At 35.4% G+C, this 22,865-nt stretch carries 17 protein-coding genes and 1 pseudogene; 14 read left to right on the top strand and 4 right to left on the bottom strand.

Translation table 11 applies throughout. From position 1 onward, the window contains the following. Positions 1-81 precede the first annotated feature (81 nt). Entirely contained in the window at positions 82-621 is a 540-nt protein-coding gene (locus tag I567_RS10415; protein ID WP_016252183.1) for a DUF308 domain-containing protein, read from the bottom strand. Between the two features lie 152 nt (positions 622-773). Here I567_RS10415 and I567_RS10420 point away from each other — a divergent pair, with 152 nt between their 5' ends. From I567_RS10420 to I567_RS10450, 7 genes are all read left to right on the top strand, one after another. Further along, complete coding sequence (locus I567_RS10420) at positions 774-4,337, top strand: PD-(D/E)XK nuclease family protein (RefSeq protein ID WP_231940232.1); 3,564 nt, start codon at positions 774-776, stop codon at positions 4,335-4,337. Continuing rightward, the gene (gene addA, locus I567_RS10425) at positions 4,330-7,998 is read left to right on the top strand and encodes a helicase-exonuclease AddAB subunit AddA (RefSeq protein WP_016252185.1); all 3,669 of its coding nucleotides are present in this window, start codon (positions 4,330-4,332) and stop codon (positions 7,996-7,998) included. The genes I567_RS10420 and addA overlap by 8 nt, the downstream gene beginning before the upstream one ends. Before the next feature lie 88 nt (positions 7,999-8,086). After that, a complete protein-coding gene (locus tag I567_RS10430) occupies positions 8,087-9,025 on the top strand; it encodes a DUF1002 domain-containing protein (protein ID WP_026209967.1) in 939 nt (312 codons plus the stop codon). A gap of 426 nt (positions 9,026-9,451) precedes the next feature. Then, entirely contained in the window at positions 9,452-10,495 is a 1,044-nt protein-coding gene (pheS, locus tag I567_RS10435) for a phenylalanine--tRNA ligase subunit alpha (RefSeq protein WP_016252187.1), read from the top strand. A gap of 4 nt (positions 10,496-10,499) precedes the next feature. After that, positions 10,500-12,920, top strand: a complete 2,421-nt coding sequence (pheT, locus tag I567_RS10440; protein WP_016252188.1) for a phenylalanine--tRNA ligase subunit beta — start codon at positions 10,500-10,502, stop codon at positions 12,918-12,920. A gap of 114 nt (positions 12,921-13,034) precedes the next feature. Continuing rightward, positions 13,035-14,453, top strand: a complete 1,419-nt coding sequence (locus I567_RS10445; protein ID WP_016252189.1) for an MFS transporter — start codon at positions 13,035-13,037, stop codon at positions 14,451-14,453. Positions 14,454-14,578: 125 nt separating this feature from the next. After that, complete coding sequence (locus I567_RS10450; protein ID WP_016252190.1) at positions 14,579-14,965, top strand: hypothetical protein; 387 nt, start codon at positions 14,579-14,581, stop codon at positions 14,963-14,965. 43 nt (positions 14,966-15,008) lie between these two features. On the opposite strand, the gene trpS is transcribed toward I567_RS10450, so the two are convergent. After that, entirely contained in the window at positions 15,009-16,013 is a 1,005-nt protein-coding gene (gene trpS, locus I567_RS10455; protein WP_016252191.1) for a tryptophan--tRNA ligase, read from the bottom strand. 200 nt (positions 16,014-16,213) lie between these two features. Here trpS and racE point away from each other — a divergent pair, with 200 nt between their 5' ends. The 4 genes from racE to cbpB are packed head-to-tail and all read left to right on the top strand — an operon-like array spanning position 16,214 to position 19,399. Further along, the gene (gene racE / locus I567_RS10460; protein ID WP_016252192.1) at positions 16,214-17,017 is read left to right on the top strand and encodes a glutamate racemase; all 804 of its coding nucleotides are present in this window, start codon (positions 16,214-16,216) and stop codon (positions 17,015-17,017) included. A 13-nt stretch (positions 17,018-17,030) separates the two neighbouring features. Further along, a complete protein-coding gene (gene rph / locus I567_RS10465) occupies positions 17,031-18,374 on the top strand; it encodes a ribonuclease PH (RefSeq protein WP_016252193.1) in 1,344 nt (447 codons plus the stop codon). A 15-nt stretch (positions 18,375-18,389) separates the two neighbouring features. Beyond that, positions 18,390-18,902 (top strand): metallophosphoesterase, encoded by a 513-nt coding sequence (locus I567_RS10470; protein WP_016252194.1) that lies wholly within the window; start codon positions 18,390-18,392, stop codon positions 18,900-18,902. Positions 18,903-18,913: 11 nt separating this feature from the next. Next, a complete protein-coding gene (gene cbpB / locus I567_RS10475) occupies positions 18,914-19,399 on the top strand; it encodes a cyclic-di-AMP-binding protein CbpB (RefSeq protein ID WP_016252195.1) in 486 nt (161 codons plus the stop codon). 47 nt (positions 19,400-19,446) lie between these two features. Here the strand turns inward: cbpB and I567_RS10480 are convergent, their stop codons facing one another. Further along, positions 19,447-20,337 carry a mechanosensitive ion channel family protein gene (locus I567_RS10480; RefSeq protein ID WP_016252196.1) on the bottom strand — a complete coding sequence of 297 codons (891 nt, stop codon included), beginning with the start codon at positions 20,335-20,337 and terminating at the stop codon, positions 19,447-19,449. An 86-nt stretch (positions 20,338-20,423) separates the two neighbouring features. After that, positions 20,424-21,179, bottom strand: a complete 756-nt coding sequence (gene fabI / locus I567_RS10485; RefSeq protein WP_016252197.1) for an enoyl-ACP reductase FabI — start codon at positions 21,177-21,179, stop codon at positions 20,424-20,426. A 196-nt stretch (positions 21,180-21,375) separates the two neighbouring features. On the opposite strand from fabI, the pseudogene I567_RS10490 reads away from it, so the two are divergent. From I567_RS10490 to rpmF, 3 genes and pseudogenes are all read left to right on the top strand, one after another. Continuing rightward, positions 21,376-22,241 (top strand): annotated as a pseudogene (locus tag I567_RS10490) (IS982 family transposase). A 134-nt stretch (positions 22,242-22,375) separates the two neighbouring features. Further along, the gene (gene rpsN, locus I567_RS10495) at positions 22,376-22,645 is read left to right on the top strand and encodes a 30S ribosomal protein S14 (RefSeq protein ID WP_034863813.1); all 270 of its coding nucleotides are present in this window, start codon (positions 22,376-22,378) and stop codon (positions 22,643-22,645) included. Between the two features lie 14 nt (positions 22,646-22,659). Then, positions 22,660-22,839 (top strand): 50S ribosomal protein L32, encoded by a 180-nt coding sequence (gene rpmF / locus I567_RS10500; RefSeq protein ID WP_016252201.1) that lies wholly within the window; start codon positions 22,660-22,662, stop codon positions 22,837-22,839. Positions 22,840-22,865: the final 26 nt, after the last annotated feature.

Consider the following 22,865-nt stretch of genomic DNA (forward strand, 5'->3'; position numbering starts at 1 on the left):
TTAGCTTTAGAATAGAATAGTTTCTTGAAAATTTCAAGTTCATTTCATCAAAAAAAGCCCTCTAAAAAAGAAGGCTTCTCCTTAAAAGATATTTGAATTTTTATAACGAAAATGATTAATAATCGCTGTAATACCCATCACAATTAGAATAGCACCACCAAATTGAATAACCACTAAAACACCTGTAAACGGATTTAACAAAATGGTTAAGCCAGCAATGATGATTAAAATACTATAAATGATGCTGCCGATATGATGACCGACTGCTTGTTGAATGTTGATATTCATCATTAATTGACTAATACCAGAAATCAATACGCCCAAACCAATAATAAAAGGTAAGAAAGAAAGTAATAATTTTGATAAGAAAAAGACCACTAATGCTGCAATCAACAAACCAACCCCACTACTCATGCGACTATCATAATAGCCCATTCGTTGTTTAAAGCGATAGGCATTATAACAATTTTTGGCACCAAAGAATAATAAGACAAGTGATAAAATTGTAATCACTAACTGTAAAGAGTTTTTTGGCGCAATGATTAATGGTAACCCTAAGATAATATAAGCAAGTCCAAGAAATAGTTGATTTACTTGGATGGTTTTAAAAAAGGTATTCATTTTATCCACCTCGATATATTTGATGATTTAATTATAACACAACTAACATATAATTAGAAATAAATCAAAAGTATGATTTTGTATAACTCGTACGCACGTTTCCATTAAGTATTATGGTATAATAATCGTAAATAGTAATTATCGCAAAAGGAGTGGTTCTTTTGACTTTGCAGTTTATTTATGGCGATGGAACAAGCAATCATTTAACAAGCTTAATGCAAAAAGCACAGCAACATTTAGCACAGCCTAACCATCAAGTTATTTTCATTGTGCCTAACTATAATAAATTTGAACGCGAAATTGAAATATTAAAAGCTTATCAACAACTTGAAAACACTCGTGAATTTTCAAGTACGAATTTACAAATTTTTAGTTTTCAACGATTAGCTTGGTTTTATACCCAAAAACTTCCTGTAGCCATTCATCATCCGCTACAATCCGTAACGAAAGAAATGATTTTACGTCAGGTATTGATTGAAACGAGTGAGCAATTACGTATTTATCGTGGTGAAATCATGAATCAAGGGTTTATTCAGCAAGTACTAGACTTATTTAACGAATTTGAAAATGGTCGAATTCAAATGCAACAACTACAAGTATCAAATGAATCCACACAGCATGCTGAATTAGCGGACAAACTAGCCGAATTACAAATCATCTATCAAGCATTTGTCCAAAAATGTCTAGATTTTGATTTCCATTATGAAACTGTTTATCAGCAATTTCTAAACATATTAGCTGAATTATCAAGTGAAACGTCTACAAAATTAACAGTAAATGAAAAGCAACAACTCAAAGCAGAGTTTGGTCATACCTTATTTATTGTTACTGGCTTTTCAGACTTCTCCAGTGAGGAATTTGAATTATTACAACATTTCATGGGCTACGGACAGCTTTGTATTGATTTACTCATCGACAATCCCAAAAAAGCTTTGAGTCCTTTAGATGTCTTTTATCCAACGAGCCAGACTTATCAACGTTTAATTGAAATGGCGAAAGAAAATCAATGTAAAATATTACTGGATGAAAAAGTGAAAGAGCCCGCGAATGAATGGCAACAAACCATTCATCAAATATGGATGAATGCCAATCAAAACGCTCAATTTGATATATCTCAGGCACAAACTTTTTCAATTGCTCGGGTAGAAAATCCACAAGAAGAGTTAAGAAGAGTAGCCGTCAAAATTAAACAGCTTATACAGCAAGAGCAAGGAAATTTGCGTCTAAGAGATATCCAGATTTTTGCACCGGATTTGTCGATCTATCAACCATTTTTACAATATACATTTGATGAGGTGGGGATTCCATTTTTTGTTGATACGCCTCAATTGATGAATCAACATCCTTTAACTGATCTTTTAAAATCGCTTTTTGCTTTTCATAAATATCATTTTCGTTTCACAGATGTCCTGCACTTTTTCAAAACGGAACTCTTTATCCTTGATGATTTATTAGAACAAGAAGATTTGCAACTTGGTCATTTACAAATGCGACGAATGATTGATGAGTTAGAAAATGTTGTTTTAGCCTATCATTATCAAGGAAATGACTGGGTAAAAGAGGAGGATTGGGTACTCCCACATTATAATTTCGAAGATGAAAAGGATATTAGTGAAGAAATCAAATCTTTACAATTACAAGTTAATCAGTTAAGACAAGCCTTTCAACAAAACGTAACACCTTTTGTCCAAAAACTCAAATCATTCCAAACTTTTGGAGAAGCTATCACAACACTTTATCAATGGTTCATCGACTGTCATATTGATCGTGAAATTCTTTATTTTAGAGATGAAGAACTAGCTAATGGTCATTTAGAAAAGGCAAGATTACATGAACAGTCTTGGCAAGCCTTAATGGATATCTTTGACCAATTTTATGATATTTTTAAAGATACACCATTTGAATTGGACTTATTCGAAGCTATTTTATTTAGTGCCATTGATAATTATGAGTTTAGTCAAATTCCAGCAACCATTGATCAACTGAAAGTGAACCGTTTAGAGTTGATTCGCGCCAATCAGACAAAAGTAAGTTTTATCTTAGGGTTAAAAGAAGGAGCCTTTCCACGAAAATTTGAGAATAAAACATTATTATCAGATGAAGAGCGAGATATTTTAGCAAACCAACTAGAGCATGCGCAACAATTAGGTGCAAATAGTAAGTCACAAAGCCTTAAAGAGAGTTTCATTGCCTATAATGCATGGTTAAGTGGCTCGCAACAGGTCTATTTATCTTATCCAATGAATTATGATAATAGTCAAAATTTAAAACCATCTTTTTACCTTTCTCGTTTGGCTAAACAATTAAACTTAAATATTGAGACTTATACCGCGATTCAACCACAAGTATCTCCAAGTGATTATCTTGTGAGCCCACGTGCTTTGATTCGTCAATTAAATGTCTTATATCGACTCACACAAGAATCAAAACAAGCGCTGCCAACTGTTTGGGAACAACTCAAAGATTACTTGCTTAAGTCTAATCAAGCAACATTAGCAAAACAAATCTTTCGTAGTTTAAATTATCGTAATACAGCCACCTCGCTGGCACCTGAACAACCATCGCAGTTATATCAAAACAATTTATATAGCTCGATTTCTAGTTTAGAAACTTTCTATTCTTGCCAATATCGCTATTTCTTGAATTATGGCTTGAAGGTTAGAGAACGCCAAGAACAAATACTAAGTCCAGCATTAACTGGTAGCTACTTTCATGATGCTTTGGACCAAATCGTGCAACAAATTATTTCACAAACAGAGCCTTTAACACAAGAAAAGCAAGCAGAACTCTTAGAAAAAGTATTAATCAAATTATTAGGTGATAGTCGTTACGAAATCTTTGCAAGGTCAAAACGGATGGTTTATATTCGTCAACAATTAGAAAAAACCATTAAACAAATGTACTGGGTCATTCGTAACCAACAAGAACGTGGCTTAATGCAATTTAAACAAACAGAACTTGTATTTGGTCATTTAGCTGGCACTCGTGAGGCTCATGCAAAAGGTCTGACAATTGATTTAAATGACAAACACCATTTACATTTACGTGGAAAAATTGACCGGATTGATCTTTTCAATCGTCCAGAAGAAGCTTATGTCAGTGTGGTTGATTATAAATCTGGCAACAAGCAATTTGATTTGGCTGAATTCTACAACGGTCTTTCGATGCAGTTAATTACTTATCTAGAAGTGGCTATAAACTATGTGAAAGAGGAATTAAAGCGCGATGACATTAAACCATTGGGCGCGTATTATTTACATGTTTACCGTCCAAAAAGAAAATTTGAAGAAGCAACAGAAACCGATTTGCTTAAAAAATACAAGTATGAAGGACTTTTTATTAGTGAAGAACAAGCTTTTGAAGTAATGGATGCACAATTAGAAGCCAAGGAAAATTCTTATGTCTTTCCATTACGTAAAAATAAAGATGGTCAGCTTGGTATTGTTTCCCAAAGTAAAAATAAATTCTATACAAATGATGAAATGAAACAGCTATTTGATATCAATCATCGAAATATGCAACAAGCTGGAAATACCATTTATGAAGGGAAACTTGAAATTAATCCATCGTTACACAACAATAAACGTGCTTGTCAAACTTGTCCATTTAAGAGTATTTGTCAATTTGATGCTTTATTACCAGAAAATCGTTATCGTATCATTGAAAAAGCAGTGCGTGACGAAATATTAACGAAAGAGGATGCTCCAAATGCCTAATATTCCTTTAAAACCTAATAATGAATTATTTACTGATACCCAGTGGCAAGCGATTTTTGATGGTGGAGATAATATATTAGTCAGTGCTTCGGCTGGCTCAGGTAAGACGACTGTTTTGGTACGACGGGTAATTGAAAAGCTTAAACTTGGTAGCCACGTTGACCGTTTATTAATTGTGACTTTTACTGAAGCTGCAGCCAATGAAATGAAAGAACGGATCCAAGTAGCGCTACAAGATGCCATTAATGCTGAGTCAGATGAACAAAAGCGAGCCCATTTTAGTCAACAGTTAATGAACTTACCGACGAGTCATATCTCTACCTTACACTCGTTTTGTTTATCGGTTATTCGCAAATACTACTATTTGATTGACCTTGATCCTAATTTTCGTTTGCTTAGCGATGAGACGGAACAGACTTTGTTGATGGATGAAGCCCTTGAAAATGTTATTAATCGCCATTATGAGAGTGAAGATGATATCTTTTATCAATTTGTACACCAATTTGGCAATGACCGTTCAGATGAGGGCATGTTGCGTCTCATTTTGGATTTATATCGTTTTGGTCGAGCCAATGATAACCCTGATAAATGGTTAAATCATATGGTTGAAAGTTATGAACCGGTTGAAGCACTAGAAGACTATCCAATCTTTAATGAATACACGAAACCATATATTCTCTCTCTTTTAGCAGATATGATCAAATACCTTGAGCAAGCCCTAACGATGATTGAATATACTAGTTTGGAAAAAGTCGAACAGCTATTAAAAGATGATATCGCAATGATCCAAGCACCTATCGAAAGCCTAAAACAAAATCAATTGACACAAGCTTTTGAACAAATTCAAAATATGAAGTTTGCAAGGTATACAATAGTGAAAAAAGATCATGCAGACTATGACCAGGCACAATTAGCGAAGTCTTATCGCGAAATGGCGAAAGAATTACTCGCAAATGCGCAAAAATCTTGGCCAACAGATCCTGAGTTAACGCTAGAATTAATTGCTAAAAGTCAAGAAATGATCAAAATTGCGGTGAGTCTGACGAAAGAATTTATGGTAGAATTTTCGCAATTAAAACGGCAAAAAAGTGTCCTTGATTTCAATGATTTAGAACATTTCGCTTTAGCAATTTTACGTCATGAAGTCGATGGTGTAAGTATTGCAAGTGATTATTATCGCCAAACCTTTGATGAAGTCTTAGTAGATGAATATCAAGATGTGAATCGCCTACAAGAAACGATTATTTCTTATGTGCGAAAAGCCGAAAATCCTGGGAATATGTTTATGGTAGGGGATGTTAAGCAATCCATTTACGCCTTTCGTCAAGCTGATCCAACACTTTTTATCGAAAAATATACACAATTTGCGCATGACGAGGATGGACGTCGCATTATCTTAGCTGAAAATTTCCGTTCTAGAAAAGAAGTATTAGACTTTACGAATTTAATTTTTGAACAATTAATGGATCAAAAAGTCGGACAAATCGAATATGATGAAGCGGCTCAATTAAAATTCGGCTTCACAGCTTTTCCATCAAGTGAAGATTTTCATACCGAGCTTCTGATATATGAAAAACAAGCCGAACTTGATGATATGGCAGATGAATTTGGAATTGATGATAAGACACAAGGTGAATTTCACGTGATTACGAATAAAATCCAAGAGTTAATCGAACAAAAATTTCAAATTTACGATAAAAAACAAAAGAAATTTCGTGACATTACTTATGGTGATTGCGTCATCTTATCTTCAACGCGAAAAAACCATCTCCATTTATTGGATATATTTGCGCAAAAAAATATTCCGGTCCAATTAGCCGATGCCCAAAATTATTTCCAAGCTACAGAGGTCCAAACGATTCTAGCGGTATTAAAAATCATTGATAATCCGTTACAAGATATTCCTTTTGTAGCTGTGCTTCGAAGTCCAATCGTTGGTTTAAATGAAAAACAACTAGCTCAAATAAGAATTAATAGTAAGAAAGAACGTTTTTATGATGCTTTCTTAGAGAATTTATCAATAAGTAGCGACTATCAAGAAAAGATTGCTCATTTTTATCAACAGTTACTCAAGTGGCGAAATCTATCTAAGCGTGATTCATTAGAAAACCTACTTTGGACCATTTATCAAGATACGGGCTTTTTAGATTTTGTCGGTGGTATGCCTTCTGGAGTGCAACGTCAAATGAATTTGCTCAGCTTTATTAGTCGTGCCAAGTCTTATGAACAAAGTAGTTTTAAGGGCCTTTATCAATTCATTCGTTTTATTCAAATCATGCAAGAAAAAGAACATGATTTAGCAAAGCCTGTTAGTGAAATCAAAGAAAATGCCGTACAAATTATGACTATCCACCAAAGTAAAGGTTTGGAGTTTCCAGTATGTTTTGTGGTAGATTTAGCCAAGAAATTTAATCAACAAGACTTCAAAAATTCATACATTCTAGAAGAAAAATTAGGGATGGGGACGAAATTTTTAGATGAGCAAGAGATTCAATACCCAACTTTACCTTATCTAGTCATTAATCAATTGAAAAAACAAAAAGCTTTCTCTGAAGAAATGCGTAAATTATATGTTGCTTTGACCCGTGCTGAACAAAAATTATATTTAGTCGGAACCGTCAAAGATAAAGAATCCATGCTAAATGAGTGGCAAAAGGCGGCAATGCAAGAAAACACCGTATTAAGTCCGATGCTTAGATTAAATGCAGATACTTTTATCAACTGGATTGGCTATTGTTTAATTCGCCATGAGTCATTTGCCAAAGAAGTAGATGAATCAATTGCAACAGCCATGACCATTCAACATCCAGCTAAATTCGGCATTCATTTTTACCAAGCTGATCAACTTGTCGCACCAGAACAAAATACACCTGAAAGTTTAGCTGAGACAAGTCAGCAAGAAACAACGAATCATCAAGCTTTAGATGAATATATCCAGCAAATGACCAAAGCTTATGATTATCCATTATCGACCAAAACAGCTAGTTATCAGTCCGTTTCTGAACTGAAGCGATTATACGAAGATCCAGATGAGGAAAAGCTGAATAAATTAGTTTGGCAAAATCGTTGGCAACAAGAAACACAAGGCTATCGTAAAACTTCAAATGAATTAGCGATACCTAAATTTATGCAAGAAGTTAAAATTACGGGTGCTGAAATTGGTAGTGCGACTCACAAGTTGTTGCAATTGATTGATGTCACGCAGCCTATTACACCAGATTCCTTACACCAATTAGTGCAAAGACTAAAAGAAAATCAGATTCTTGATGAAAAACTAGTCTCAAAAATACCTTATCAGCATATCTTATGGTTTTTCCAATCAACATTAGGACAAAGAGTCATCCAAAATGCTCAGTCCTTAAAACGAGAAGTACCTTTTGCGATGTTAAAAGAAGCGAATGAAATTTTTCAAGACTTCGATGAAAAAGAATCACACATGCTTGTACACGGTGTAGTTGATGGCTATTTTATCGAAAATGAACAAATTATTCTTTTTGATTTTAAGACTGACTATTTTAAAAATAATATTGAAGAAACCGCCAAAGAACGTTATTATGGTCAGCTTAAACTTTATAGCCAAGCCTTAAGTCAAGCCTTACAATTACCAGTTAGCGAGAGAAAATTAGTTTTACTCACACATCAAAAAATATTAGATTTCTAAATTTTTGGTAATTTTTTCAACTCGCTTACTGACAATCAATGATATACGCGCTATATTGTAAAAAAAAAGCAAAAGGATGATTTTAATGATGAATAAAAGATTACTATGTTGTGCCTTGCTTATTGGTGGCATTGGTTTTACTACCCCTCAATATGTAGAAGCTGATACAAGCAATGTCCCTGATTCAATCAATGCTATTGCTTTAGGAAATGCGTTAACAGACGATCAAAAACAGCAAACCTTAAATTCACTCGGGCAAGTGAAAGAAGTACCCATTTACACAACTGATGGTAATGATTTAATGAACTATATTTCTAAAACTGACTTTAATGCACAATGGAAAGTCTATTCATCCGTACATTTAGAAACAAAAGCAAAAGGTGAGGGAATTGAAGTAGAAATTGCAACGCCAGCAAATATTACTTCAATCACCGCCAATCAGTATAAAAATGCGGCTCAAACAGCAGGAATTACCGATGCTAAAATTACAGTGGCTTCAGTGATTCCAATCGATGGTTCGGGTGCCTTAGCTGGTGTGTATAAAATTGTAAAAGAAGCGGGTGGTACAGTTGATACTACACGGACACAAGCAGCTCAAGAAGAAATGAAAGTCTTAAATGACATCACCCAAGAAAATCAAAATGTCTCTGGTTATTCTGATGAAAAACTAAATGCGGCCCAAGAAGAAGCTAAAGAATTACTAGCTAAAGCAGCTTCGGAAGGTCAAAAAATTGATAAGGATACTGTTACTCAAGCTGTTAATCAGGCCCTAGAAAATCAAGGGTTACAAGATATCTTAACTAAAGAACAGGTCAATAAAATTATTGATTTACTAACAATGCTGAATCAAAAAAATATTTTTAAAGACTTGAGTAAAGAAATTGATCTATCTAATTTAAAGAATGAACTTGAAGCAAAATCCCAAGGGTTATGGGAAAAAATCAAGAGTTTCTTTGCCAATATTTGGGCAGCAATTTCAGGACTTTTTCAAGGTGGCAATGACGAGCCTACGCAAACAACTAATTGATCCTGAACTCTTAGTAGAAATTGAAGTCTTTGCCAAAAAATAAATTTAACTATTTTTAAACTTTGATTCTTGCTTGCAATTTAAAAGAATCTCTTGTAAACTATTCATTAGTTAAATATCAAAAAAGACAATGATGAAAAAGAGTAACTTATTTCAAGCAGAAACAGGGAGACTTGCCATAGACTGAAAGCAAGGGCTGGGCGAATAAGCGAAGTTCACTTTCTAGTCAATCTAGGTTATCTAGGTCGGTAAACTTTATCGTTAACGAATTAAGTGCGTAAAAGACTATATTTGCTTTTACGAATTAGGATGGTAACACGACAACTCGTTCCTTTCAATAGGAGCGAGTTTTTTATTTTTATCAACGCTCTAATATTCATTTCAATCAATATTTTTTGATAGATTCAACTTATAGGAGGAATTTTGATGTCTTTACAAGAAAAGTTAGAAGCACTCAAACATGAGACTTTGGCTAAAATTGAAGAAACAAAAGAATTAGCTGGTTTGAACCAAATTCGCGTAGAAACATTAGGTAAAAAAGGACCAATCACTGAAGTTTTACGTGGTATGAAAGATTTATCTGCTGAAGAACGTCCGAAAGTAGGTAGTTTTGCCAATGAAATTCGTGATATTATCACGAAAGAAATTGAAGCAAAGAAAGAATTATTAGAACAACTAGCCTTACAAAAAGCTTTAGAAGATGAAACAATTGATGTGACCTTACCAGGTAAACCAATGAAACAAGGGACGCGTCATGTATTAACGCAAATTATTGAAGAAATTGAAGATATCTTTGTTGGGATGGGTTACGAAGTGGTCGAAGGATTCGAAGTGGAACAAGATCACTATAACTTTGAACGCATGAATCTACCAAAAGATCACCCAGCTCGTGACATGCAGGATACTTTTTATATCTCTGATGAAATTTTAATTCGTACCCATACTTCACCGGTACAAGCGCGCACCATGGAAAAACACGATTTCTCTAAAGGGGCATTACGCATGATTTCACCAGGTAAAGTATTCCGTCGTGATACTGATGATGCGACTCACTCTCATCAATTCCATCAAATTGAGGGATTAGTGATTGATAAGAATGTTACAATGGCTGATTTAAAAGGAACATTAGAAGAAGTTATGCAAAAAATGTTTGGTGCAGATCGCAAAATTCGTTTACGTCCAAGCTATTTCCCATTTACTGAACCAAGTGTTGAAGTCGATGTTAGTTGCTTCAAATGTGGTGGTGAAGGTTGCTCCGTATGTAAACACACCGGTTGGATTGAGATTTTAGGGGCAGGTATGGTGCATCCAAATGTCTTGAAGATGTCAGGAATCGATCCTGAAGTTTACTCAGGTTTTGCTTTTGGTTTAGGACCAGACCGCATCGCCATGTTACGTTATGGAGTCAATGATATCCGTAACTTCTATCTTAATGATTTGCGCTTTATCAGTCAGTTTAAGGGGGAGTAAGTGAATGTTAGTTTCATATAAATGGTTAAACGAATATTTAGATTTATCAAAAGTCACTGCGAAAGAATTAGCCGATCAAATGTCATTAACTGGTATCGAAGTCGAAGCAGTAACAAGACCAATGGATGGGTTGAAAAAAATTGTCGTTGGTGAAGTAAAAGAATGCGTGCCACATCCTGATTCTGACCATCTATCTATTTGCCAAGTAGATATTGGTGAAGAAGAATTATCTCAAATCGTTTGTGGCGCACCAAATGTCAAAGCCGGCATTAAAGTGATTGTTGCTTTACCAGGCTCTAGAATTGCTGGAAATGTCAAAATTAAAAAAGGTAAAATGCGTGGCCAAGTTTCCAATGGTATGATTTGTTCCTTACAAGAAATCGGCTATACGGACAACGTCATTCCAAAAGAGTATGCTGAAGGTATCCAATACTTACCTGAAGACGCCATTTGTGGAGATCAAGTCTTTAAATATTTAGATATGGATGATGATTTAATAGAACTATCTATTACCCCAAACCGTGCAGATGCTTTAAGTATGCGTGGGGTGGCTTATGAAGTTGGCGCCATCTATCGTCAAACACCACAATTCAAAGACCTATCGTTAGTCGAAAGTAATCAATTAGCTAGCGATAAAATCAAAGTTAGCGTAGAAGATACAAATGATGCCCCAAGTTACCAAATTCGTGTCATTGAAAATGTGAAAATTGCGCCGAGTCCTCAATGGCTACAAAACCGTTTAATGAATGCGGGAATTCGCCCAATTAATAATGTTGTCGATGTAACAAACTATGTACTCATGCTATTTGGTCAACCTTTACATGCTTTTGACTACGATCGTCTAAATAGTCAAGAAATTGTTGTTCGTCGTGCGAAAGCTGGTGAAACCCTAGTTACTTTAGATGACGAAACACGTGAACTAACGCCAGAACAAATCGTTATTACCAACGGAAAAGAGCCTGTAGCCTTAGCAGGGGTCATGGGGGGGAGAGATTCTGAAATTATTGAATCAACTACAACCGTTGCCTTAGAAGCTGCTTTATTTGAACCTATTGCGATTCGTAAAGCATCTAAAGCCTTTAATCTACGTAGTGAATCATCTGCGCGTTTTGAAAAATGTATTAACCGTGCAACTGTGAGTCAAGCTTGTGACTTTGCCGCTGCGATGATTCAACAATTAGCAGGTGGAGAGGTCTTAGCTGGAGCAGTAGTTGGCTCAAGTGTGGATGCGAAAGATGTAACAGTAGCTGTCAAATTAGAACGTATCAATCAATATCTTGGAACTGATTTAACAGTTGACCAAGTTGATGAAATTTTTACAGCCCTTGGTTTTACTTTTGAGCGCAACGAAACAGCTTATCAAGTGAATGTGCCACCAAGACGTTGGGATATCAGCATTGAAGCTGATTTAATTGAAGAAGTGGCGCGTATATATGGTTACAATCAACTTCCTTCAACACTACCTAGTGGAGAAACAGTTGCAGGAAGCTTAACTCCTGAGCAAAAAGCTTTACGAAAAATTCGCACTTTATTAGAAGGCGATGGATTAAACGAAGCAATCAGTTATGCATTAACGACTGAAGAAAAATCTAAACAATTTACATTTAAGGATAGCATCGTGACACGTCTAGACTGGCCAATGACTGAGGATCGTAGTGTATTACGCATGAATCTAATCAGTGGGTTACTTGATGATGTGCAATATAATGTAGCTAGAAGAAATACCCAAATCGCCTTATATGAAGTTGGTCGTGTCTTCTATCAAAATGAAAATCCTAAGAAAAACTTGCCTTTAGAAGAAAACCATATTGCTTTTGCTTTAAGTGGACAATGGCAGACTAAAGATTGGCAAACAGCAAATGAAAAAGTTGATTTCTACCATGCAAAAGGTATTTTAGATCAATTATTTGAAAAGTTAAGTGTTGCTGATGAAATTAAATATGAACGCGCGCAAAACATGAAGGATTTACATCCAGGTAGAAGTGCCTATATCTACTTAGGGGAAGAATTAATTGGCTTTGTTGGCCAAGTCCATCCAACGACTGCTAAAGCTTACGACATTCCAGAAACTTATGTCACAGAATTAAATGTTGAAGCGTTAATTGCGGCATCATTTGGCAAGTTTAGCTTTAAACCAGTTTCTAAATTCCCATCCATGTCACGTGATATTGCGATGTTAGTATCAGAAAAGATTTCAAACCAAGAAGTTATCAGTGTCATTAAACAAGCTGCTGGTAGATTCTTAAGTGATGTAGCTATCTTTGATGTCTATCAAGGTAAAAATATCGATCTAGGCTTCAAATCATTGGCTTATTCACTAACATTTACAAATCCTGAAGCCACTTTAACAGATGAAGAAGTGAATAAAGCGATGGAAAAAGTAACCAAAGCCTTAACTGAAAACTTCTCAGCGATTATCCGATAAATGATTTTAAGACCACTAGTTCTCATTTTATTGAGCTAGTGGTTTTATTCGCTTTTTTTAGTTTTTCGTGTTATGATACTTTACGCCAAATTTTATTTAAAGGAGGAGATTGTTTTGCCAACTTATCAGGACAATCCTATCGTTCAAAAAAATCGCTGGCTTATTTTAATTGCAGTGGCGAGTTTTACATTCATGTCAACTTTAGATGGTAGTATTGTAAACATCGCATTACCCGTCATTTCAAAAGATTTAAATATTCCGATGAACCAAGTAGAGTGGGTAGTTTCGATTTATTTAATGACTGCCTGTGCATGTTTGTTGGTTTTTGGAAAATTAGGGGACAGCATCGGAAAAATTAAAGTATTTCGTCTAGGGATGATTATTTTTACGTTAGGTTCTTTTTTATGTGGCTTTAATCATTCTTTAGGTCTATTATTAGTCGCTCGTATTATTCAAGCAATTGGTGCAAGTATGACGATGGCCACCAATACCGGTATTATCACAGAAGTTTTTCCAATGAGTGAAAGAGGTCGGGCATTAGGATCCATCGGTGCTTTTGTCTCTCTAGGTTCAATCGCTGGTCCAGGAATTGGTGGGGTAATCTTAGGACAGTTACCCTGGGGCTATATCTTCTGGATTAATATTCCAATCGGTATTTTAACCTTTATCTTAGGTACCAAAGTTTTACCTAAAGATATCCATCGCTCAGGTCATCCGATTGATACAAAAGGATTTGGCTTATTTGCCTTGTTTATCATCACTTTATTTGGTGGCATCTTTATCGGACAAGAGATCGGATTTACACGCATTTTACCAATCATTTTATTCATCGCCGCCATTTTGTCTTTTACAGGCTTTATTTTAGTGGAAAAACGCGTAAAATTGCCATTAATTACTTTTGGTATTTTCAAAAATCAAACCTTCAGCCTCAGTTTATTATGTGCAACTTTGATTTTTGCTTCAAACTTTTTTATTAATGTCATTGTGCCATTTTACTTGCAACGTACTTTAAATCTTAAACCAAGTGTGGCAGGATTATTAATGATGGTTTTCCCAGTCGTTATGGTCGTTGCTTCACCATTAAGCGGCTTATTAACGGACAAATTTGGTCCAAAATATTTAGTTATTTCTGGATTAACGATTTTGTCAATTACCCAAATTTGTTACATGTTTTTAGATATCCATACGCCGATTTTTGTCTATGCAGTGATAACAGCATTTGTAGGTCTAGGTAACTCATTATTCCAATCACCTAATAACACAATGGTCATGAGTAGTGTCACAAGAGAAAATCTTGGCCTGGCGGGAAGTTTAAACTCATTTGCGCGAAACTTTGGGATGGTTGTCGGTATTAGTTTAGCAACCACTATTCTTTATCAAGCAATGAGTCTCAAAGCAGGGTATAAGGTAACCACTTATTTGAATCAACATCCAGAATTCTTTATTTATGGTATGAAAATTGCCTTTTTTGGTTCATTTTTACTATGTTTTAGCTCATTGATAATCAGTATCTATCGCTTACGTAAAATATAAGTTTAAAAGTAATCTAGAGAATTAGGATTTTTCTGATTTTCTAGATTTTTTTTATGGTTTTAAAAAGCTTTTCTCCCTATTTTGCGTATTTATAAAGTAGAGCATAAAAAGAGGAGAGGATTACCATGAATGATGTAGATTATCAAGCAGTCTATTCAAGAAAATTATCGCAAAGAGGAGAAGCTAGATACATTATTATAAATGTGACAACTGGGGAAATATTAGATGATGCCCAAGGATTTGGTTATAAAAGTAAGAAAAAAGCTTATGCCGGGTATTATTATAAAAGAAATTATGCCAAAGAAAAAAATCAAAATAAGGCAGTTGAATACTGGTTACATAGTCATCCAGAATTTTGCGATGAACTGACTTATCACGTATTTGCTCATTTCAAAGAAGGTAAAAAAGAGAAACTAGATGAAAATCTGGTTCAAATGTTACTTAGAGAGTTTGGTTTAGATGCGCCCTGTAAAATTAATAAGTTAATTACCGTTTGGGAAAATTTAAGATAATGAAAAAACGAGGATTGATCTTGTTTCAATCCTCGTAAATCGATTAAAAATATTGAATACCCATCGCTTTTTTCACATCATCAAGGGTTGCAGCTGCTACTTTTTCAGCTTGTAAGCTACCTTGTCGCAACATTTCCATCACAGCTTGTGGGTCTTTGGCAAACTCTAAACGACGGGCACGAATTGGGGCTAATTCAGCTTCTAATACATCGATTAAGTAGCGTTTAATTTTCACATCACCAAGTCCACCACGACGATAATGTTCTTTTAGCTCTTCAATATAGGCTTTATCTTTGCCAAATACATCAAGATAAGTAAAGACCATATTGCCTTCAACTTGCCCAGGATCTTCAACGTGAATATGATTTGGATCGGTGTACATAGACATGACTTTTTTCTTAATCGTATCCGCATCATCAGCCAAGTAAATACCATTATTTAAAGACTTACTCATCTTACCATTGCCATCGATACCTGGTAAACGCCCCATTCCTTTTTCAGGTAATACAGCTTTAGGTTCGACTAAAACTTCACCATAAGTACTATTAAAGGTATGAACAATTTCTTGTGTTTGTTCTAACATTGGCTTTTGATCTTCGCCAACGGGTACTAGATTTGCTTTGAAAGCCGTAATATCAGCTGCTTGGGAGATAGGGTAAACAAAAAATCCGGTTGGGACACTTTCACCAAATTTCTTTTGTTCAATTTCACTTTTAACAGTGGGATTGCGTTTCACACGCGCAACCGTAACTAAATTCATGTAATACATCATCAATTCAGCCAATTGTGGAATTTGCGACTGAATAAATAAGGTTGATCGTTTTGGATCTAAACCAACTGCTAAATAGTCAAGGGCAACTTCTAATACGTTTTTAGAAACTTTTTCGGGATTTTTGGCATTATCGGTTAAAGCTTGTACATCTGCAATCATGATATTCATTTGATTATTTTCATCAGCTTGCATTTCAACACGTTTTTTTAAAGAACCAACATAATGACCTAAATGCAATTGACCTGTTGGACGATCACCAGTTAAAATAATATTCATTGTTTTCACCTTTTTCTACTAATTCTCACAAGTTTTATCCTACCTTGTTTTACTAGATTTAGCAACCAGTTTATGACTTTTTAGTTGCAAAGATTAAAATTTATTTTGGTTTGCTAAGATTTCAAGATAATTACTTGCATTCTTAGCGAAAAAAAGCGAAAATATGGATGGATAAAATATAAAAAAAGGAAGTTTATTTTATGATAAATACTGCTCCAATTGGTTTTATTGATTCAGGAGTAGGAGGGCTAACCGTTGTTAAGGAAGCTTTAAAACAACTACCAAATGAAAATATTATTTTTTTAGGAGATAATCTGCGTTGTCCATATGGTCCACGTCCAAAAGAACAAGTCATTGAATTTACTTGGCAAATGACTTATTTTTTACTAAAACAAAATATTAAGATGCTTGTAATCGCTTGTAACACGGCGACTGCAGCAGCTTTAACCCAAATTAAGGAACAATTAGACATTCCAGTTGTCGGTGTGATTTTACCTGGAACTAGAGCTGCTGTCAAAAATACAAAATCGCAACGAATTGGGATTATCGGCACACAAGGAACCATCCAAAGTGGCAGTTATGAACAAGCCATTCTTTCTAAAGTACCGACTGCTCAACCTGTGAGTTTAGCGTGTCCTAGATTTGTTCCGATAGTAGAAAGTAATCAAGCAAATTCAAGTGTGGCAAAAAAAATTGTCGCTCAAACACTACAACCGATGACGAAAAAAAACATCGACACCTTGATTTTAGGATGCACACATTATCCTTTACTACGTCCGATTATTCAAAATGTAATGGGCAAAGAGGTGGTTTTAATCGACTCTGGCGTTGAAACAGTCGGAGAGGTCAGCATGCTTTTAGACTACTTTGATATTGCCAACTCACCGGAAAATACCACACCAACACGTCAATTTTATACAACCGGATCAACACAAAGTTTTAATCAAATTGCTAAAAATTGGTTAAATATTCCTGATATTCAAGCCAAACATATTCAATTATAAAGGGGGAATTTACATGCGTCATGATGGCCGTCAAGTAAATGATTTAAGAAGAATTGATATTCAAACAAATGTCTTTAAGCATCCAGAAGGCTCGGTTGTGATTTCTTTTGGAGATACACAAGTCATTTGTTCTGCGACAATTGAAGAAAGTGTGCCACCATTTTTACGTGGTAGCGAAACTGGGTGGGTAAGTGCTGAATATAGTATGCTACCACGAGCAACCAATACTAGAAATCGCCGAGAAAGCTCAAAAGGTAAATTATCTGGCCGTACAATGGAAATTCAACGTTTAATTGGTCGGAGTTTGCGTGCGGTGGTTGATCTAGAAAAACTTGGAGAACGTAGCATTATTGTCGATTGTGATGTCATTCAAGCAGACGGAGGTACACGTACAGCAAGTATTACTGGTGCTTTTGTTGCTTTACAATTAGCGATTAATAAACTGATGCAAACAGGGGAGCTAAGCGAAAATCCAATTAAAGAACATCTAGCTGCTATTAGTGTAGGGATTTTAGAAGATGATAGTTACGCCGTCGACTTGGATTACATTGAGGATTCTGCCTGCCAAGTAGATATGAATTTAGTCATGACTGAATCTGGCCGCTTTGTTGAAATTCAAGGGACAGGAGAGGAAGCTACCTTTGATGGCGACCAATTAAATCACTTATTACACTATGGAAAAGAAGCCATCGAATCTTTAATTGCTTATCAAAAAGAAGCTTTATATGTACAGAATACAGCTAATGATGCTGTTGCTGATAAAACGATTATGATTGCAACAGGAAATATGGGTAAAGCGAAAGAATTTGAAAAAATGTTTGCTAAAGCGGGCTATCAAATTAAAACCATGAAAGATTTTCCTGAACTACCTGAAGTGCAAGAAACCGGTCAAACTTTTGAAGAAAACGCCCGATTAAAGGCGGAAACAATTGCCAATATCCTTCAATGTCCAGTATTAGCTGATGATTCTGGTTTGACTGTCGATGCACTTGGAGGTATGCCAGGAATTTATTCCGCACGCTTTGCCGGTGAACAAAAGAGTGATGCCTCCAATAATGCCAAATTACTGCATGAATTAACCAACGTAGCAGATGAAAATCGTACAGCGCAATTCCATTGTACCTTGGTCTTTGCTGCGCCACAAAAAGAATCGCTCGTTGTTGAGGGCATTTGGAACGGACGTATTGCACGAATTCCTAGAGGTGAAAATGGTTTTGGCTATGATCCATTATTTATCGTTGATGGTCTAGAAAAAACATCTGCTGAATTAACACCAGAAGAGAAAAATGAGATTTCACATCGTGGTCAAGCGATGAAAAAATTGGATGGATTATGGCAAGCCTGGTTAGAAGCATAGAGAGGAAGAATGATTATGAAATATCTTGTACTGAGTGATAGCCATCAAGATCGTCAAATTGTAGTCGATGTATTCAAACAATGGAAAGATAAAGTAGATTACGTGATACATTGCGGAGATTCAGAATTGTCTAGTGATGATGAATTATGGAAAGAGATTCATGTCGTAGCTGGAAACTGTGATTACGATAATGGGTATGAAGATGTTAAAATCATTACCACACCAGAAGATAAAATCTTGGTGACACACGGTCATCTTTACGGAGTACGAATGGGACTACAAAAACTTGCTTATTTAGCGGAACAAAGTCATGCTGATATCATATTGTTTGGACATACCCACTTAATTGGTTGCGAAGTGGTGAATCATCGACTATATTTAAATCCTGGTAGCATCTTACTACCACGAGGTCCAATTCAACATCGTAGTTTTGCGATTATTGAAAGTACACCAACACATTGGAAGATTCAGTACTACAATCGTGCAAATCAACCAATTGCCGATTTAGCTTTTGAATTTGAAAAATAGGTGGATATGAAATGATTGGTAAACACGTCAAAGAATTATTAACTGAAACAGAAGATACTTTTTTAATCGAAGCTGAAAATGTTGCAACGGTACTTTACACCCATCCATTAGAACATGCACTTTTAGTCCTTACAAATGTGGGATATTCAAAAATACCAGTATTAGACAGTGAAGATCATTTAGTAGGCTTACTTTCATTAGCAGATATTATGCGCGCAATTAGCGGCTTAACTGGTTTTGATATGAGTCTACTTGAAAGTTTAACGGTTGCTGATGTAATGGAAGTAAATGTCACAACCATTCATCAAAACGAAGGGCTAGAAGTCTTGTTGCGGCGTTTGGTCAATGAACCCTTTTTACCCTATGTAACAGCAGAAAATGTTTTTTTAGGCATTTATACAAGAAAAACGATACTCAAATCTGTCAATCATATGGTACATGAAATTGAAAGTAGATATTATCTAATAGAAAAAAACGAGCAGAAAAAAGCTCAATAAACAAAACCGCACATCACCGATTAATCTTTTGGCGATGTGCGGTTATTTCATTTCGTAATAATTGGTGTATTAGGAATGGTGTAGCCGTTTTGTACTAAGGCATCAATACAAGCAGTTAAATAGGCTTGCTTAATACTAAATTGTTGGCCATTTGAAACATACATAATACTGCGAATCGCAAAATTATTATTTCCTAAGTCAACCACACCAAAAATACTTGGTGGCGTCTTAATGACTTCATGATGGACTTGAGCAAATTCTTGATTCACCGTTGTAATAATTTGTTTCATTTCCTCGATTCCTTCATTAGGATTAATTCTCACATCAACCAATACTTGCATATTTTCACGTGAGGTATTGCTAATGACAGTGATATTACGATTTGGAACGTAATGTAGGGTACCATCTGTTGATTTTAATTGTAAGGTACGTATTCCGACAGACATGACCGTGCCTTCTATTCCTAAATTTGGTAGGCGAATATAGTTCCCTACATCGATTTGTTGTTCCATAATAATAAAGGCACCTGTAATAATATCATTCATAAATCCTTGTGCACCTAAACCGATCGCAATTCCGGCAATTCCGGCACCTGCAAGTAATGAACCGATTGGAAAACCTAAAACAGATAATAAACTATAAACGTAAAAAAAGCCGAGCGTATATTGAATGATATTATGCATCAATGTTTTAAAGGTGTTTAAGCGATTTTCATTCATACTGTATCTTTTGGCATATTGTTTATAGACACGATCAAGTAAAAAGAAACTCAAACGCTGAAGGATAAAGAATAAGAGGGTGAGTAAAACCACACCAATTGCTTTATCAACAATTGTATTAATAATATTCTCCCAATTAATATTATGCCACCAACGTTGTAAGGCATTTAATTGTTTTTCTGTTGTTTCTGCTACAGAGCCATTATTCGTAGCTAACATAAAATCCCTCCTTTAAAATAATTGTATCATAACAAAGTAAAAATCAAAAGAAAGGGAAGGTAAAGAATAAAGTTTACATAATACCTTTACGATAGATGAACTCCTTTATCAACAAATATAACTTCGCCAATAATGCCACTTGAAAGGGGACTCATTAAAAAAGCACATACATTGCCGACTTCTTCAATTGTGACGCCTACATTATCCGGTGTACGATCTTCTGACAATTGTAATAGTTTTTGATAATCTTTGACACCCGTTACAGCAAGTGTTTTAATTGCACCAGCTGAAATAGCATTGACCCTGATTTTTTCAGGAGATAATTCCGCTGCAAGATAACGTACAGACGATTCTAAAGCCGCTTTGGCAATCCCCATCATATTATAATTTGGTACTGCACGCTCAGCCCCTAAGTATGTTAAGGTTACAATCCCGCTATTTTCAGCAAGGATAGGTTTAGCATATTTCGTAACAGCAATGAAAGAATAACTGCTAATGTCTTGCGCTAATGCATAACCTTGACGTGAAATTTCTGTTACTTTTCCTTGTAAATCTTCTTTATTCGCATAGGCAATCGCATGAACCACACCGTGAATTTCACCAGCATAAGATTTGATTTGTTCAAAGGCAGATTGAATGGATTGATCATCAGCGACATCACACTCAACCATGAAAGGCTCTTCTCCAACTAATTTGACCAATGATTTAGCCATTCGTTCATTTTGATAAGTATAAATGACTTCAGCACCTTGTTGAATCAACGCTTGAGCACAGCCCCAGGCAATGCTTTTTTTATTGGCTACACCCATAACCACAATTTTTTTACCAGTTAAAAAACTCATAATATTTCTCCTTTATTGTCATCAATTGATATTTTCATTTATGATTTCTTATTATCATCTAAATTCTTTTGATTGTCAAACTATTTTTAATTGAAATATATGTATTATACCCGTGGTGCTAGTTTATTTCAAAATACAATAAAAAGCCCAAATGGACTATACTGTAAGGGATGAAACATACAGGAGGTTAGTCCAAATAAGCCACTTACACTATACCGTTAAATCTCATCATTTACAATGGAATGTACGCCAATTATGTCAAATTTGTCATCATTTCTACCAAAACTATTGCCCCGATTTCTTCAAACATCGGCGTAATGTTAGTTTAGCCAAAGTTTCAGATGAATCAATTCTTGTCTTGCTTTTGTTACAGGCTGAACTAGGCATAACGTCACAGCGTCATTTCTACAGTATCTGCCACCTCTTTCCTTGTGGGCAGCTACTAGAAAGAAGTCGTTTCAATCGTCGGTCAAAACAATTGATTTGGCTCGTCCAATTAATCCGGAAAGCTATGAGTGAAATGCTTCCATCTGATAAACTAGCCATTATAGATAGTTTTCCTTTGCCACTTTGCCAACCTATTCGCAATCACAGAGCTACCATTTTTAAAGGATTAGCCGATATTGGCTACAACGCCTCTAAACATCTTTGTTTCTACGGCTTCAAAGTTCATATGCTGGTGACCTTATCTGGTTATATTCTGAACTATGTTGTCACACCAGCCTCTGTACATGATATCAAGGTGGTTTATGAACTATTAGAGGGACGCAAGCAATCGATTATCCTAGGGGATTTAGGCTATAACTAAGCAGTGAACTCAAGAAGGCCTTAGAACAACAAGGTTACCATCTATGGACGCCATTTCTTAAAAGCATGACAGGAGCCGAAGAACATAATGATTGGAAACTGATGGCCATGAGACGAACCATTGAAACACGATTTTCTGAACTGTGTCGTCTCTTTAACATCGAACATACATTAGCTAGAAGCCTAGCCGGACTACAGTTACGAATTGAACAAATTATTCTAGCTAATAACTTACGCTATTTTGAAATGAACTAACATCACGGGTATGAGTTTTATTTCATGTCATTTATTGTTGACAAGAGAAATTTTTGTTGGTATAGTGTTAATGACAAAACGTAATGCTTACGATTTGCGGCATCTAAATCAAAACGAAAGGATTATAAATGTATATGGCAAAAAAGTCTAAAATTGCTAAAGCAAAGAAACAAATGGAAATGATTGAAAAATATGCAGACAAACGTCAAGAATTAAAAGCCATAGGAGATCGCACCGCCCTTGCGAAATTGCCAAGAGATTCAAATCCAAATCGTCTGAGGCTTCGTGATCAGACGGATGGCCGTCCAAGAGGGTATATGCGGAAGTTTGGTATGTCCCGTATTAACTTTAGAGAGCTTGCCCATCAAGGTTTGATTCCTGGAGTAAAAAAAGCGAGTTGGTAAGAGGAGGAAATATCATGGCAGTACCAGCAAGAAAAACATCTAAGGCGAAGAAACGGTTAAGAAGAACTCATCAAACTGTAGTAAAACCAGAAATTTCATTTGACGAAGTGAATGGTGATTATAGACGTAGCCATCATGTATCTTTAAAAGGGTACTATAATGGAAAGAAAGTAATTAAAGGAGCTTCAAAATAGTTTAATATATAACTTTTAGGAGGGAA

It is taken from the genome of Enterococcus cecorum DSM 20682 = ATCC 43198, assembly GCF_000407565.1.
Taxonomy (GTDB): Bacteria; Bacillota; Bacilli; order Lactobacillales; family Enterococcaceae; genus Enterococcus_E; species Enterococcus_E cecorum.

What these genes read in the sequence shown, in the direction of transcription:
- racE (WP_016252192.1), top strand. Translation starts at nt 16,214, where the DNA reads ATGATAAATACTGCTCCAATTGGTTTTATTGATTCAGGAGTAGGAGGG.
- I567_RS10430 (WP_026209967.1), top strand. Translation starts at nt 8,087, where the DNA reads ATGAATAAAAGATTACTATGTTGTGCCTTGCTTATTGGTGGCATTGGT.
- rpsN (WP_034863813.1), top strand. Translation starts at nt 22,376, where the DNA reads ATGGCAAAAAAGTCTAAAATTGCTAAAGCAAAGAAACAAATGGAAATG.
- trpS (WP_016252191.1), bottom strand. Translation starts at nt 16,013, where the DNA reads ATGAATATTATTTTAACTGGTGATCGTCCAACAGGTCAATTGCATTTA.
- rph (WP_016252193.1), top strand. Translation starts at nt 17,031, where the DNA reads ATGCGTCATGATGGCCGTCAAGTAAATGATTTAAGAAGAATTGATATT.
- pheS (WP_016252187.1), top strand. Translation starts at nt 9,452, where the DNA reads ATGTCTTTACAAGAAAAGTTAGAAGCACTCAAACATGAGACTTTGGCT.
- cbpB (WP_016252195.1), top strand. Translation starts at nt 18,914, where the DNA reads ATGATTGGTAAACACGTCAAAGAATTATTAACTGAAACAGAAGATACT.
- I567_RS10450 (WP_016252190.1), top strand. Translation starts at nt 14,579, where the DNA reads ATGAATGATGTAGATTATCAAGCAGTCTATTCAAGAAAATTATCGCAA.
- rpmF (WP_016252201.1), top strand. Translation starts at nt 22,660, where the DNA reads ATGGCAGTACCAGCAAGAAAAACATCTAAGGCGAAGAAACGGTTAAGA.
- addA (WP_016252185.1), top strand. Translation starts at nt 4,330, where the DNA reads ATGCCTAATATTCCTTTAAAACCTAATAATGAATTATTTACTGATACC.
- I567_RS10415 (WP_016252183.1), bottom strand. Translation starts at nt 621, where the DNA reads ATGAATACCTTTTTTAAAACCATCCAAGTAAATCAACTATTTCTTGGA.
- I567_RS10470 (WP_016252194.1), top strand. Translation starts at nt 18,390, where the DNA reads ATGAAATATCTTGTACTGAGTGATAGCCATCAAGATCGTCAAATTGTA.
- I567_RS10480 (WP_016252196.1), bottom strand. Translation starts at nt 20,337, where the DNA reads ATGTTAGCTACGAATAATGGCTCTGTAGCAGAAACAACAGAAAAACAA.
- fabI (WP_016252197.1), bottom strand. Translation starts at nt 21,179, where the DNA reads ATGAGTTTTTTAACTGGTAAAAAAATTGTGGTTATGGGTGTAGCCAAT.
- pheT (WP_016252188.1), top strand. Translation starts at nt 10,500, where the DNA reads ATGTTAGTTTCATATAAATGGTTAAACGAATATTTAGATTTATCAAAA.